Origin of the sequence: Guptibacillus algicola (assembly GCF_020171805.1) — a bacterium.
Lineage (GTDB): Bacteria > Bacillota > Bacilli > Bacillales > Guptibacillaceae > Guptibacillus > Guptibacillus algicola.
In genome coordinates this window covers 763,032-777,978 of record NZ_JAIVAF010000001.1, presented here as the reverse complement: position 1 = coordinate 777,978, position 14,947 = coordinate 763,032, and the positions used below count along the sequence as shown (strand labels likewise).

13 protein-coding genes are annotated in these 14,947 nt (G+C 41.0%); 9 read left to right on the top strand and 4 right to left on the bottom strand.

Annotation, left to right across the window (positions count from 1 at the left end):
- Positions 1–97: 97 nt before the first annotated feature.
- The 5 genes from LCM09_RS04130 (at position 98) to LCM09_RS04110 (ending at position 7,843) form a co-directional block, all read left to right on the top strand.
- Positions 98–1,468: an aldehyde dehydrogenase gene (locus LCM09_RS04130; protein ID WP_224878874.1), complete on the top strand. Its 1,371-nt coding sequence runs from the start codon at positions 98–100 to the stop codon at positions 1,466–1,468.
- A 140-nt stretch (positions 1,469–1,608) separates the two neighbouring features.
- Positions 1,609–2,559 carry a carbohydrate kinase family protein gene (locus tag LCM09_RS04125; protein WP_224878872.1) on the top strand — a complete coding sequence of 317 codons (951 nt, stop codon included), beginning with the start codon at positions 1,609–1,611 and terminating at the stop codon, positions 2,557–2,559.
- 160 nt (positions 2,560–2,719) lie between these two features.
- Entirely contained in the window at positions 2,720–3,769 is a 1,050-nt protein-coding gene (locus LCM09_RS04120) for a M20/M25/M40 family metallo-hydrolase (protein ID WP_224878870.1), read from the top strand.
- Positions 3,770–4,066: 297 nt separating this feature from the next.
- Positions 4,067–5,818 (top strand): ABC transporter ATP-binding protein, encoded by a 1,752-nt coding sequence (locus LCM09_RS04115; RefSeq protein ID WP_224878868.1) that lies wholly within the window; start codon positions 4,067–4,069, stop codon positions 5,816–5,818.
- Positions 5,819–7,843, top strand: a complete 2,025-nt coding sequence (locus LCM09_RS04110; protein WP_224878866.1) for an ABC transporter ATP-binding protein — start codon at positions 5,819–5,821, stop codon at positions 7,841–7,843.
- 51 nt (positions 7,844–7,894) lie between these two features.
- Here LCM09_RS04110 and LCM09_RS04105 read toward each other — a convergent pair whose 3' ends face one another.
- Positions 7,895–8,590 (bottom strand): thermonuclease family protein, encoded by a 696-nt coding sequence (locus tag LCM09_RS04105; protein ID WP_224878864.1) that lies wholly within the window; start codon positions 8,588–8,590, stop codon positions 7,895–7,897.
- Positions 8,591–8,680: 90 nt separating this feature from the next.
- On the opposite strand from LCM09_RS04105, the gene LCM09_RS04100 reads away from it, so the two are divergent.
- Entirely contained in the window at positions 8,681–8,842 is a 162-nt protein-coding gene (locus LCM09_RS04100; protein WP_224878862.1) for a hypothetical protein, read from the top strand.
- Here the strand turns inward: LCM09_RS04100 and LCM09_RS04095 are convergent.
- From LCM09_RS04095 to LCM09_RS04085, 3 genes are all read right to left on the bottom strand, one after another.
- Positions 8,839–9,219 carry a hotdog fold thioesterase gene (locus LCM09_RS04095; RefSeq protein WP_224878860.1) on the bottom strand — a complete coding sequence of 127 codons (381 nt, stop codon included), beginning with the start codon at positions 9,217–9,219 and terminating at the stop codon, positions 8,839–8,841. The two genes, LCM09_RS04100 and LCM09_RS04095, sit on opposite strands and share 4 nt — an antisense overlap.
- Before the next feature lie 91 nt (positions 9,220–9,310).
- Positions 9,311–10,255, bottom strand: a complete 945-nt coding sequence (locus LCM09_RS04090; RefSeq protein WP_224878858.1) for a 1,4-dihydroxy-2-naphthoate polyprenyltransferase — start codon at positions 10,253–10,255, stop codon at positions 9,311–9,313.
- 148 nt (positions 10,256–10,403) lie between these two features.
- Positions 10,404–10,688 (bottom strand): hypothetical protein, encoded by a 285-nt coding sequence (locus LCM09_RS04085; RefSeq protein ID WP_224878856.1) that lies wholly within the window; start codon positions 10,686–10,688, stop codon positions 10,404–10,406.
- Between the two features lie 271 nt (positions 10,689–10,959).
- On the opposite strand from LCM09_RS04085, the gene LCM09_RS04080 reads away from it, so the two are divergent.
- The 3 genes from LCM09_RS04080 to menH are packed head-to-tail and all read left to right on the top strand — an operon-like array spanning position 10,960 to position 14,928.
- A complete protein-coding gene (locus LCM09_RS04080) occupies positions 10,960–12,363 on the top strand; it encodes an isochorismate synthase (protein WP_224878854.1) in 1,404 nt (467 codons plus the stop codon).
- Entirely contained in the window at positions 12,356–14,110 is a 1,755-nt protein-coding gene (gene menD / locus LCM09_RS04075; RefSeq protein ID WP_224878852.1) for a 2-succinyl-5-enolpyruvyl-6-hydroxy-3-cyclohexene-1-carboxylic-acid synthase, read from the top strand. The genes LCM09_RS04080 and menD overlap by 8 nt, the downstream gene beginning before the upstream one ends.
- Positions 14,104–14,928 (top strand): 2-succinyl-6-hydroxy-2,4-cyclohexadiene-1-carboxylate synthase, encoded by an 825-nt coding sequence (menH, locus tag LCM09_RS04070; protein WP_224878850.1) that lies wholly within the window; start codon positions 14,104–14,106, stop codon positions 14,926–14,928. Before menD ends, menH begins: the two co-directional genes overlap by 7 nt.
- The last annotated feature ends 19 nt before the right edge of the window (positions 14,929–14,947 follow it).

Here is a 14,947-nt window from a genome sequence, read left to right as displayed (position 1 = left end):
ATTTTGAAGAGGTATACTAAGAGGAAGTGTATTGATTGACACCTTATGTTTAAGAGTTTAAACTTAAGAACAAATAAGAATCAAAGGAGTATTGGCTATGACATCGATACCTGAACTTGTTGAAAATCATAAAAGTTATTATCATATTGGTGATACAAAAAAGTATGAGTTTAGAAAACAACAGCTTGAAGTATTAAAGAATGCGGTCAAGGAGTATGAAGAAGAGGTATTGGATGCGTTAAAGACTGATCTACATAAATCAGAATGGGAAGCGTACACAACAGAAATTGGTTTTCTTCTTGAGGAAATTAAATTTACAATAAAGCACTTAAAGGAATGGATGAAACCAGAAAGTGTCAAAACCCCTATCACTCACCTTGGTTCAAAAAGTCACGTTCATTCAGAACCATTTGGAGTAACGTTAATTATTGCGCCTTGGAATTATCCTTTTCAACTTCAGTTAGCACCACTGGTAGGTGCAATAGCTGCTGGGAATTGCGCAGTATTGAAGCCATCAGAACTAACTCCGACAGTTTCGAAAGTGCTTGCTAAGTTGATTAGAGAAAACTTTGATGAGAAGTATATCTCTATTGTTGAAGGTGGAGTTCAGGAAAGTACAGAATTGCTCAAACAGCCATTTGATCATATATTCTTCACTGGTAGCGTTGCAGTTGGGAAAATCGTAATGGAAGCTGCGGCAAAACAGCTAATTCCGGTGACCCTCGAATTAGGTGGTAAAAGCCCAGCTATTGTTGAGAAAGATGCTAACTTAAAACTTGCCGCCAAAAGAATAATGTGGGGGAAATTCACGAATGCAGGCCAAACTTGTATCGCTCCTGATTATCTGTATGTGCACAGTGATGTAAAGCAGAATTTGCTCAAGAACATGCAAGAAGTCCTGAATGATTTCTACGGCGAAGATCCAATAAGTGATGAGAAGTATGCCCATATTGTAAGTGACAAGCATTTTGAGAGATTGAAAAACTTTCTAAATGATGGCGATGTGATTATCGGAGGACAGCACCGATCTGAAGAGAGAGTCATTGCTCCTACAATAATCGATAATATTTCGTGGGAAGATCCCATCATGCAGGAGGAGATCTTTGGACCGTTACTACCTGTACTTGAGTTTGATGACCTTTCGAAAGTCGTTCAGGAAGTACGAAAGCGTCCGAAACCATTAGCTCTTTATTTCTTCTCAGAAAGCGAAGAGAAACAGGATTACATCACGGACAACCTTTCATTTGGTGGTGGATGTATGAACGATACGCTTATGCATATTGTTTCACCCTATCTTCCTTTCGGTGGTGTAGGTACGAGTGGAACAGGCAGCTATCATGGAAAAGCGAGTTTTGACGCTTTCTCTAACAAGAAGAGCATCGTAAAACAGACCACCAAATTTGATTTCTCTTTCCGATATCCATCAGCTAAAAATGGATTCAAAATAATAAAAAAAATCATGGGCTAATAGGCTATGAAGTCTTTACAATTTCTATAAAAAAGTTAAGTGCTTTTTCTCTTTAGTATCTTAAACTATCGTGATATGATAGCGAGAAAGCTACTCCCTTCTTTTGGAGTTAATGTTTATTTTCGATTAGGAGGAATCAAATGAGTCATAATAAAGGAATTATTAGTCTAGGTGAAGCCTTGATTGATTTTATCCCTCTAGATAAAGACAATATAACGTATCAAAAAAGTCCTGGAGGAGCACCAGCAAATGTATCTGTTGGTCTTTCTCGTCTAGGAGCAAAGTCTACTTTCTTAGGAAAAGTAGGTGATGACGTACTAGGACGTTTTCTTAGAGACACGTTACGTAATTATGGCGTTGATGTATCTACCATGATCTTGACAGAATCTGAGCGTACGGGTGTTGTGTTCGTTACAAATGCAGAGGATGGGGAACGCAGCTTTGACTTTTACATAAATCCAAGTGCTGACCGCTTTCTTCATTCAGAGGAAATTGTTGAAGAAGTGTTTGATCACCATCGGATTCTCCATTTCGGTTCGATTTCGATGATAAGCGAACCTTCTAGAAGTGCAACAAGAAAAGCAGTTGAGATTGCAAAAGAAAAAGGTCTCATCGTGTCATATGATCCAAATCTCAGACTTGGGCTTTGGGAAAGTGAAGAGCGAGCAAAAGAAACCATCGTCTCTATGCTTTCGGAAGCAGATATTCTGAAGTTGTCTGACGAGGAGCTCACGTTCATTACTGGAGAAGAAGATATCGATGCTGGGATTAAGAAGCTTTCACACTATCACATTCCAGTTATCTTCATTACGATGGGCGGAAAGGGAAGCCTTGTTTATACACCAGAGTATTCTTTGGAGGTTCCAGCCATGAAGGTTGACGCAGTCGATACGACTGGTGCTGGAGATGCTTTCGTTTCCGGCATTTTGTACGGATTTAATGAATTTCAAGAAGAATTGTCAACGATAACGAAAGAAGACCTTAAGAAGATTACACAATTTGCGAGCGTATCCGGAGCTCTTGCAGCCTCAACAAAAGGTGCGATGACAGCTCTGCCAACATTTACTGAAGTACAAGAGCTATTGAAGTAATGAGTTTAAACATGTCGCTTTAAGACCATCATTAATCAAGCTATCTTAACAAACTGAACATCTCGCACAGCGAGATGTTTTTTTAGTATTGGACGAACTAGCATGTAAAAGAACGGTACGGTACAATCGTAGTGGATGAATTAACGGAGGTGCTATTGAAATGAATAAAGACTTTTTACTAGAACTACTTGCAACGCCTTCTCCTTCTGGAGCTGAAATGGAAATCCAGCATAAGTGGATGGAGTATGTTAGTGAATTTGCTGATGAAATGCGTACAGATCATGCTGGAAATGTAATCGGCATCTTAAATCCAGAAGCTGAATTTAAAGTGTTGTTAGCTGGCCATTCTGATGAAATTGGCTTTATGGTGAAGAAAATCGATGATAAAGGGTTCATTCGAGTTGAAAAGCTTGGTGGAATAAGTCATAAACCTGCTATCGGAATGAAGGTAACGATCTTTGGCACACATGGGAAGTTGAATGGTGTCTTTGGTGTCAATGCAGAGCATCATGGTGGTGCTAAGGGTGAATTTACATTTGATGATCTCTATATCGATTGCGGAGCAACTTCGAAAGAAGAGGTAGAAAAGTATATTGAAATCGGGGATTTAGCGGTTTACAAGCGCGATGTTGAGTTCCTGTTAAACGACCGAATAAGTGGAAGAGGACTCGATAATCGAACAGGTTCGTTCATCGTTGCTGAAGTGTTGAAAGAAGTAGCGAAGCGCAATCCAAAAGTGGGTGTATACGCTGTAAGTACAGTGAACGAAGAAACGAACATGGGGGGAGCCTATTTCGCCGGAGCGGGCATTAAGCCTACGATGGCGATCGCTTGTGATGTAACGTTCGCATCCGATTATCCTGGTATCGATTCAAGTAAACATACAGACGTGAAAATTGGTGGCGGTCCTGTCATTGCAAAAGGTGCACCGATTAATATTAAGGTCAATCAAATGCTGCTCGACGCTGCAAAGAAATTAGACATGAAGGTTCAGTATGAGCTAACTCCGAGAATGACAGGAACGGATGCAGATAAACTTCGCTTAACAGGAGAAGGTGTCCCGGTCTCTTTATTATCACTTCCTCTCCGCTATATGCATGCGCCAGTCGAGACAGTGAGCTTGAAAGATATGGAAGAAGAAATTGATCTTTTAGTGGAAATGATCGCGAATTTAACAGGAAATGAAAGTGTCAATCCTTTAAAAAATTAATATTGACAATTTTGTGAAAATAATGCTAAGCTAACATAGTGAAAAAATTCGAAAGGGAGTGTGTGTGATGGAGCATGTTAAGAGAGTTATCCTATTAATTTCATGTGAAAGAGACGCACATTGCCCAAATGTAATGTTTTAAAGGTTTAGGGGTGAGAAGCGTCTTAGACGTGCGCCCTATTTAATGCCCAACGAAGATCAGGCATAACCGCGTACGGTTATGCCTTTTTTTGTTGGGCAATTTTAATGTCTTACATTTGGGCTGTAGTCTTGGTAAAAGGGATTGGGGGGAATGGATTGTTCGCAATTTTAGGGAAGTTAAGCTGGTTTTTTAAACAGCATTGGAAACGTTATGCTATTGCAATATTTCTACTCGTTTTTGCGGGTGTGCTTGAAATGATTCCACCGAAATTGATTGGAATGGCAATTGATGAAATTAATATCGGGACATTAACATGGGATCGGTTACAAAATTACCTTCTCACGTATGGAGCATTGTTGCTCGCTGTTTATTTTATTACGTACATTTGGATGTATCAATTATTTGGAGGAGCGTTCTTAGTTGAGAGAATGCTGCGCTCAAAATACATGAAACACTTGTTAAAGATGACTTCAACTTTTTATGAGAGAAATAGAACTGGAGATTTGATGGCACGAGCTACTAACGATTTGAAAGCGGTATCGATGACGGCAGGGTTCGGAATCTTGACGCTTGTTGACTCCACCGCCTTCATGATTATCGTTCTTGCGACAATGAGTATTCTCATCAGTTGGAAACTAACGTTAGCTGCAATACTGCCTCTGCCTCTTATGGCTCTTGCTATGAATCGGTATGGAAAAATCATACACAAACGATTCACTGCAGCTCAGGATTCATTCGGTGAAATGAACGATCAGGTCTTAGAATCCATCGCTGGGGTAAGAGTGACTAGAGCTTATGTGCAAGAACGTGCCGACCAAGATAAGTTTCGTCGTTTAACAGAAGATGTGTATAACAAGAATATCGGAGTAGCAAAGATCGATGTATTGTTTGAACCAACAATTAAAGTACTAGTAGGAATAAGCTACTTAATCGGTCTTGGTTACGGCGCATATTTAGTTTTTCACAACGCCTTAACTCTTGGTGAACTCGTGTCATTTAACGTTTATCTAGGGATGTTAATCTGGCCGATGATTGCAGTTGGAGAGCTCATCAACGTTATGCAAAGAGGGAATGCATCACTCGACAGAGTAAATAAAATTTTGAATTATGATGCCGATGTAAAAGAAGAACCTTCACCTCATTATCTTCGCGAACCTGGGGCGATCGAATTTGATCACGTAACGTTTACGTATCCTTCTTCTGAGGTTAAGAACCTCGATGACATCACATTTACACTCTCTAAAGGTGAAACGCTTGGAATCGTTGGTCGTACTGGAAGTGGTAAAACCACACTACTGAAGCAGTTGTTACGAGAGTATCCTCCTGGTGAAGGTGAAGTGAAACTCTCAGGCGTTCCAATTCAGCGATTTTCGTTAGAAACACTTCAAGGGTGGATCGGGTATGTTCCTCAGGATCAAATTCTTTTCTCGAGAACAGTAAAGGAGAATATTCTTTTTGGAAGAAGCGAAGGAACGGATCGCGATGTAGACCGTGTTCTAAGGCTAGCTGATATTCAAAAAGACATTCATATTCTCCCATCAGGGCTCGATACCCTTGTAGGCGAAAAGGGAGTAGCTTTGTCTGGTGGTCAAAAACAACGCGTCTCCATTGCAAGGGCTCTAATGATCGATCCTGAAATTTTGATTCTCGATGATGCGATGTCAGCAGTTGATGGGAAAACCGAAGCACAGATCATTTCTAATATACGAAACGAGCGAGCGGGTAAAACGACGCTAATTGCTACTCATCGCTTATCAGGCGTTCAACATGCAGATCGGATCATCGTACTCGAGGAAGGCAGAGTAATAGAATCAGGCACTCATAAAGAACTAATCAAACAAAATGGTTGGTATAAAGAACAATTTGACAGGCAGCAGCTTGAGGATAATTTGAAGGAGGTGCTGTAAGTGAATCGGAATGTTGGGAAACGATTAGTAAATTACGCACTTCGCTTTAAGAAAACAATTCTTATCGCACTTCTTCTGCTTACAGTTGCTGTGGCAGCAGAACTATCGGGACCGCTCATTGCAAAGCGGATGATCGATAAACATATTCTAGGTATTGAGAACCCTTGGTTCGAGACCGATCAAGGGGAAGACGCGGTTAAATACAGTGGAGAATGGTATAAGCGTAGTGACCATTTCTCTAGCAATGAAGAAAAAGGGAAAGAGGTAAGAATTCTTCAAGTAGGAAGAAACTATTACTTCGTTAATAATACGATCTCTTTTGATGGTGAGCGCTCGGTAGAGAATGGTGTTATTACCATTTCAAAAGATAACCAAGAAGCAACTTATGAAGCAAAAAAGCTTAGTAAATCAGAGCTTCTAAAGTTCTATACACCTGAGTTTCAACCTCTTATTTGGTTGATCGGACTGTATTTTGGTTTACTTGTATTTGCTTCGTTTTTTGAGTACGGTCAAGGACTGTTGTTACAAACATCAGCAAACCGAATCATTCAAAACATGCGAACAGATGTCTACGCTCAAATTCAAAGACTTCACATCAACTATTTCGATAATCTCCCGGCAGGTAAGGTTGTATCACGAATAACCAACGATACTGAAGCGATTCGAGAACTTTACGTTACCGTTCTTGCTACATTTTTCACTAGTATCATTTATATGACCGGTATCTTTATCGCTCTATTCTTCTTAGATGTGAAACTCGCATTTATCACCCTTGCTATCGTTCCGATCCTAGTGGTGTGGATTATCGTCTATCGAAAATTTGCTTCGAAATACAACAAAGTTATCAGAACGAGAATTAGTGATATCAATGGGATGATCAACGAGTCGATCCAAGGGATATCGATTATCAGAGCATTTAAACGTCAATCACAAACAGAAAAAGAATTTGAGACGTTGAATGAAAGTCATTTCACGTATCAAAATAAACTTTTGAACTTAAATTCACTTATGTCATATAACCTTGTTAACATCTTAAGGAATATCACCTTTGTTGCGCTCATCTGGTATTTTGGAGGGGCGTCGTTGACGGCAGGTTCTGTCGTAAGTCTCGGCGTGCTATATGCCTTTGTCGATTACTTAAATAGACTATTCCAACCTGTTACAAACATGGTGAATCAATTAGCTAACCTGGAGCAAGCTCTTGTAGCAGCCGATCGTGTATTCGAATTGCTAGATGAAAAAGGAGAAGACGTTGCTGATGGTGAGCTTAAACGGTATGAGGGGAATGTGGCTTTTGAAAAGGTTTCATTTGCTTATAAGGAAGAAGACTATGTACTAAAAGATCTTTCCTTTACCGCAAAGAAAGGTGAAACCGTTGCTTTAGTGGGGCATACAGGTTCAGGGAAAAGTTCGATCATGAACCTGCTGTTTCGCTTCTACGATAATCAAAAAGGTAAGATTACAATCGATGGGAAGGATATACAATCGATTCCGAAGCAATTCCTCAGACAGCATATGGCGATTGTCTTGCAGGATCCATTTCTGTTCACTGGCACGATTGCCTCGAACGTTAGTTTAGATGACCCTTCTATATCAAGAGAGAAAATAGAGAAGGCGTTAAACGATGTCGGAGCAGATGAGTTACTGAAATCTCTACCAAAAGGGTATGATGAGCCAGTAATTGAGAAGGGTAGCACGCTTTCTTCAGGTCAACGTCAGTTAATTTCATTTGCGCGCGCTCTTGCGTTTGATCCGGCCGTTCTTATACTTGACGAGGCAACTTCAAATGTTGATACAGAAACGGAGATCGTGATTCAGAATGCACTGGATACCCTGAAGAAGGGTCGAACGACATTCATCATTGCTCATAGACTATCAACGATTAGAGAGGCCGATCAAATCCTCGTCCTCCACCAAGGAGAAATCGCCGAAAGAGGAAGTCATGATGAGCTTATGAAGAAACAAGGTAGATATTATCAGATGTATCAGCTTCAGCAAGGAAAGTCGATCGAGCAGGCAGTGTAAAGAAAACCGGGACCCACTACTACTGGGACCCGGTTTTTATGTAAGATCAAATTATCTCGAAGAGGGCCGAAACCCAGCTGCCTTGGCATCTTCTTTTGAACAAAACAGTTCTTCTGCATTTGTCATTTCATAATATGCACCATCTGGAAGGTGATAAATCTTCTTGCCTTTAGAATTAATATTACCTTTGATCGTACAGTCATTATCAGGTTCCATAGGCGGTAGTTGTTCTTCTCCCTTGAAGCCATCTTCACGTACGTAGTCTTCTATACTCCAAATTCCTACTCCTTCTGTCTGTGCAGTCCTTTGAAGTGACTGGAACTCTTCAACGTATTTCACATTTGGCTGATAAATATAAGCAACTCTAGCTAGTCCCTTTTCTAATAGCAATTCATTAAACATATTGTCTTCAATCCATACATAAGCGAGTAACCGTCCATACTTATCCCTCTCTGATATTCCAAGCTCTAGCTCGATCTCTTCACCTTCTAGCGTTTCTTCAGCAAAGGTAGAAGCTTCGGGTCCGTAAGGTTGAACAGGTTTAGATGGATGTTTTGTTTCTGGTGTATCTACCAAAAGGAGACGTACCGTTTCAGATTTTCCATCCATCGAAACTTTTATCGTGTCACCGTCTACGACATCCGTTACGTCTGCTGAAATTGTCTTTGCCTGCTTCTGTGTTGTGTCTGTCGCACAAGCGCTCAGTAAAAAGAGCAGGATGAGTAGTAGTAGGAAAGAATGTTTCATATACATCCCCCTTTTGTTGTTGTTCTTCGTCAAGAATTTCCTGCATAGACTAAATGGGGGTGATGCGGATGGGTCACGTGTGCCTTTACTGTGACAAAGAATTACTCTTTCCTTGGGAACGAAGAAGAATCGTTTGTGACGGTTGCCATTATGCCATATCAGATAGTTATCATGAAGATTATCGCACCGTTAGTAAACGAAATACGGAACAAAAATCCCGTTAGACTCGACGGGATTTTTTTGTTGCCTTAATAGCGTTTAACCGCTAATGTACAGCGCGATATACAAATTAATTCTTCTTGCTCGTCAACGATCTTAACTTCCCATACCATCGTTCTTCTGCCAATATGAATGGGCTCAGCAATCGCGGTGACGATGCCGTCCTTTTTACTTCTTAAATGATTCGCATTGATTTCCATTCCAAATGCAGCTTCGTTTTCCCCATTAAGATGTAATGATCCTCCGATACTTGCAGCAGACTCAGCAAGAGCGACAGAAGCACCTCCATGCAAAAAACCTAGTGGCTGATGAGTACTTGGTCCAACGGGCATTTGGAGAACTACTTTTTCTTTCGTTAAAGAAACTGCCTCTATTCCGAGTGCTTCGAGTAGTGTGTTTTTGAATTCCATGCGATCTCCTCCATATCACTTATTCTTTCTCAGTATACAATACTATTGAAATAGAAAAAGGCAAAAGCTCTGTTGAGCTTTTGCCTTTTTCTTAGATCACATATGCTAGCAATAAGCCAATCGACATGAGTAAGCCAAATTGGGTATGCATTTGTGCTGTAGCCTTCATCGCAGGCATCATCTGAACCGCTTCGGTTTTGCCATCAAAAAGCTTTATTGCTTTAAAAGCTTTAGGAAGGCTTAGTAGAACTAATAATAACCATAATGATGCGTCGATCGTAATAATCATTATAACAATCCAAAGGAAAGAGAAAATAAACATCCATTCCAAGGATAGAACGGCCTTCTCATGGCCTAGCAGAATAGCTAGGGTTTTGCGCCCTTTTTCTTGATCACCAATTCTGTCTCGAATATTATTAGCCATCAATATGCCACCAACGAGAATTGAAATAGGTAATGATAGTAACACGCTATCAAGCGTGATCACTTCAGCTTGTACATAAAATGATAATAGTACTAAGATGAGCCCCATAAACAGTCCTGCCGCAATTTCCCCAAACGGTGTATAGGCAATCGGATATGGACCTCCTGTATAATAATAGCCTGCAGCCATACAAACAACTCCAATGACTGCAATCCACCATGTTGTTAATAAACAAATATAAACTCCAAGAAATATAGCAATCCCGAAAAAGATAAAAGCAAGTTTTAGAACTGTTTCAGCTCGAACCCCATCTCTAACGATTGCTCCACCGATACCAACACTTCCTTCATGATCGAGTCCACGTTTAAAATCGTAATATTCATTAAACATATTCGTTGCGGACTGAATCAAAATGGAAGCAACCATCATCGCCAGGAATAATCCAAAGTGAAACGGGTTATCTTGAATGGCTAACATAGTGCCAATAATAACTGGAACGAAGGCAGCTGTTAACGTGTGTGGACGTAGCAATCGCCACCACACCTGCCAGGTTGGTTTCGAAGGCGAATCATTTGCCAGCTTTTTAGTGCTGTTCGTCAAACGCTCTTCCATAATAATATGTCTCTCCCTTAATCTTTAACTTAAAAAAATGACCCCTATAACCATTATAGTGTAAAAAAACGGATAAGGGGTGTCAATGTTTAGTTATGTATTCAGAAAAAAACGACCACCTTTGCGCTAGCAAGGTGATCCCATCTTATTAATAATACGGATAAGGGTATGGTCTGAAGAATGCGATTCTTCCTAACCCAACCCCTACAAGACCTCCGAGCAATCCACCAGCAAATGCTCCAAAAAAATACAAGCCGGGTCCTCCAGGTTGCTCTGGTCCGCAGCAGTTATCACGATTTAATGGACGAATGTAAACAAATTCGTCATCTACATCTTCTACATGGCCTCTATGAAGTTGGCCATCGTGACAACGAATTTCGACACATTGTCCGATATGTTGGCGACATACGCCATGATAATAATGCCTGGACAAATTAGACCCTCCTTTGTTGACTTTTTTATAGACACTTGCTATAAAATGTCTACATTACTATCCTATGCTCGATATTTTTTTTGCTAAGGGCATTTGCGGAGTGTTGAGATGATTTTTTTCGTAGGAGATAGGGAAACTACTAATAGAATAAGGTATTGCTCAAAACCGCTTCGTTGACAGTCTTAGCCGGACAGGTGTATCCTTTAAGTAACTGTGGCCGAGGCTGACTCGGTCTGCTTTTGCATGGAAAGAAAGTTGGGGGGAGAAGTCAGTGTCTATCATACAGCATCAAGAACTATATAGCCTGCTTCATCAAGGTGTAAGTGAGGCGAACAAACGGGGAACGTCTGTACTTGTTAGCCAGGTGCTACCAGTAGATGTTGTCGATCCCCTCTCCTTTTATGCAGCTGGTTCGTCTTTATATGAAAACGATCGTACTTTTTGGGCTGACCCGGAAAATGATACGACTATCGTAGGGCTTGGGACCTTAAAAGCATTCGAGGCTAAAGAGGATCGGTTCCAAGCGATTGAACAAAAGTGGAAGAAGTTCCTAGAATCTTCATTAGTTGAGGGTGCCCCGTCGAGACCTGGAGTTGGCCCTGTGCTACTCGGTGGATTCTCATTCGATCCCGGTGCCCCTCAAACTGACAATTGGTCAGGATTTCCTCAGGGTGGTATGGTCATTCCGAAATTGATGTTAACAAAAGCGGGAGAAGACTCATGGCTTACGATGAATGTGGTTGTTGAAGAAAGTGACAAACCAGAGGACCTTTCTGACAAGCTTCTAGATCACTATCACCACATTCACGATATGATGCCGACTGAGAAAGGTACAAAAGTTTCACACTTCTCAGTTGAAGAAATTCAACCAGAGCATTGGAAGAATACTGTTCGCAGTGCAGCGGCTAATATTAGAGAAGGTAAGTTAGAGAAAGTAGTGCTTGCAAGAGAAATCAAGCTGCGTTCTGAGCAGCCATTTTCATCTTCTAGAACGTTAATGAATCTGAAAGAACAGCAAAGCGATAGCTACTTATTTGCTTTTAATTATAATAACAAATGTTTTATCGGAGCTTCACCAGAGCGTTTAGTTAAGCGTGATGGACAGCAAGTGTATTCAACATGTCTCGCTGGCTCTATTGAAAGAGGAAAGAATCAGCAGGAAGATCAGGAGCTTGGCAGTAAGCTTTTAAATGATAATAAGAATCGAATTGAGCATGACCTTGTAGTAAGGATGATTCGGACGGCGATGGAGGAAGAATGTGAGTTTGTACAAGTTCCTTCTACTCCTGAATTGTACAAGACGCCACACATTCAACATTTGTATACGCCTGTCGTGGCGAGAGCACGTAAAGGGACAAGCTTACTACGTATGTTAGAACGTCTTCATCCAACTCCTGCACTCGGAGGATATCCTCAACATCAGGCAGTTAAGGAAATCAGACAGGTAGAGCGGATGGATCGAGGTTGGTATGCTGGACCAGTTGGTTGGATTGATTACCAGGATAATGGTGAGTTTGCTGTCGCGATTCGCTCTGGTTTATTAAAAGGCAAGCATGCTTCGTTGTTTGCGGGGTGTGGAATTGTTGGAGACTCTAATCCAGATAGCGAATATGAAGAGACAAAGATGAAATTCAAACCGATGCTAGCAGCACTTGGAGGAAATCGATATGACTGATGGACTCATCCTATCTAAATATGTAGGGGCATTTGTTGATGAGCTTACAAGGGCCGGAGTTTCTGATGTCGTCATCAGTCCCGGCTCACGCTCAACGCCACTAGCGATGGTTATTGCTGATCATCCAACGTTAAATACCTGGATTCATGTGGATGAGCGATCAGCAGGCTTTTTTGCGCTAGGGATGGCAAAAGCTCAGAAAAAGCCAGTTGCACTTTTGTGCTCTTCAGGCACAGCAGGAGCGAATTATTATCCTGCTGTGATTGAAGCAGCTCAATCAAATACACCTTTGATCGTCCTAACAGCAGATCGCCCTCATGAATTAAGGGATAATGGTGCACCACAAGCGATCAATCAAAATCAACTGTTTGGAGACTTTGCAAAATGGTATATGGAAGTGTCGATGCCTGATGCTTCTTTGATTCGATACATAAGAACAGTAGCTTCACGTGCTTCAGCGATTTCTTTACAAGCCCCAAGTGGTCCTGTGCATTTGAACTTTCCTTTTAGGGATCCACTCGTTCCTGATTTATCAGATTCAACGATCTATCAAGAAGGTCGAGCTAACGAAGAACCATGGGTGCATGTACCTGAAAGTACGATGATGATTAACGACCATGACCTTTCTCGCTACATGGAGATGTTAAGGAAAAAGAAAGGGTTGCTCGTTGTTGGGCCACAGGGAGATGAACGGCTCTCAGACGCTGTTATCCAATTAGCACATGAAACAGGATTTCCAGTTCTTGTTGACCCGTTATCTAACTGCCGAAACAAAAGAGACCATTTCATTATCGAAAGTTATGATGCGTTTTTAAAAGGTGAGAGTAAAACGAAGCTAAAGCCAGAAGTCGTGCTTCGATTTGGTGCAATGCCTATTTCAAAAGCATATATGAAATACATCGATCAGTTAGAAAATGTTCAACAAATCGTTGTCGATGAAAAAGGGTGGAGAGACCCAACCCTCACTTGTACAGATATGCTTGTTGCTTCACCAATGGCATATTGCGAGCAACTTCTCAAGGAGTTCAAAAAAGAGCCAAAAGTTGAATTTGATAAAGAGTGGCTTGAACTTTGGAAAACAATCAACGATACAACCATCGATGTTCTTTTAACAGCTCATAAGGATGAGATGTTTGAGGGAAACGTCTTTAGAGAATTAAACCACTTATTATCAGAGAACTCGTTACTTTTCGTAGGAAATAGTATGCCGATTAGAGATTTAGATAGTTTCTTTATTCCACAACACGGTTCGCCAAACGTTATGGGGAACAGGGGGGCTAATGGGATAGACGGTGTTGTTTCTACAGCTCTAGGTGCGAGCGTATCTTATGAGTCGACGGTACTTGTCATCGGAGATCTGTCCTTTTATCATGATATGAACGGATTGCTATTAGCCAAGTTATATGGTCTTAATATGACGATTATCGTTGTGAATAACGATGGTGGCGGGATATTTTCTTTTCTACCACAAGCTGAGAAAGAACATCAGAAACACTTTGAACATTTATTTGGCACGCCAATCGGCCTTGACTATGAACATACAGCCGCTTTGTATGGTGCAACCTTTGACAGAGCTACGAGCTGGGAATCGTTCAGGACGCTGTTCGAAAACGCCCAGAATTATAACGGGTTATCGATCATAGAGGTACCTACAGATAGAAATCTAAATAAATCGCTGCACAAAGAAGTTTTTTCGATGGTTTCTGATACTACCAGGTCAATTCTAAAGGAGTATAAGCTATGCTGATACCTTCTCATGGTTTGCAATTTCATGTAGAAGATAGAGGAGAGGGGGACGTCATCGTTCTCCTTCATGGCTTTACTGGTGCTGTAGAGAACTGGGAACCATTCATTGAAAAATGGTCTGACCGATATCGCTGTATAGCGGTAGACCTCATCGGACATGGTAAAAGCAGTAAGCCTGATCATGCTACCTCTTACACGATGGGAGCAATGTCTATTTATTTGAAGGACATTCTTGATCAATTGAACGTAAAGAAAGCGAATCTCATTGGCTATTCAATGGGAGGAAGATTTGCTTTATCCTTTGCCGTTAAATACCCAGCATACGTAAAGAGTCTGATCCTCGAAAGTAGTTCACCTGGGCTCGAAACGGCCGAAGAACGAGAAGAAAGGATTACGAAAGATAGCGCTCTCGCTAAGCGTATTGCTGAGAGTGGGATAGATGAATTTGTTGCTTTCTGGGAATCACTCCCGCTGTTTCAGAGTCAGCAGCACTTACCTTCATCTGTACAACGAGAGATTAGGAATCAGCGTCTTACTAACTCTACAACAGGGTTGATTAATAGCTTGAAGGGGATGGGAACAGGCACGCAACCTTCTAATTGGGAACAGCTAATGTACCTCCCACACCCAATGTTATTGCTTGTTGGAGAGGAAGACGAAAAATTTATTGAAATCGCAAATCGCATGGCAGAACGCCTTCCTGAAGCGATTGTTGAGCAAATAAATGAAGCTTCGCACACAATTCATGTAGAACAACCGCAAATCTTTGATAAAATGGTTATAGGTTTTCTAGAAAAACTTTCTGAAAGACAAAACTAACCTACATATGAAAGGAGTA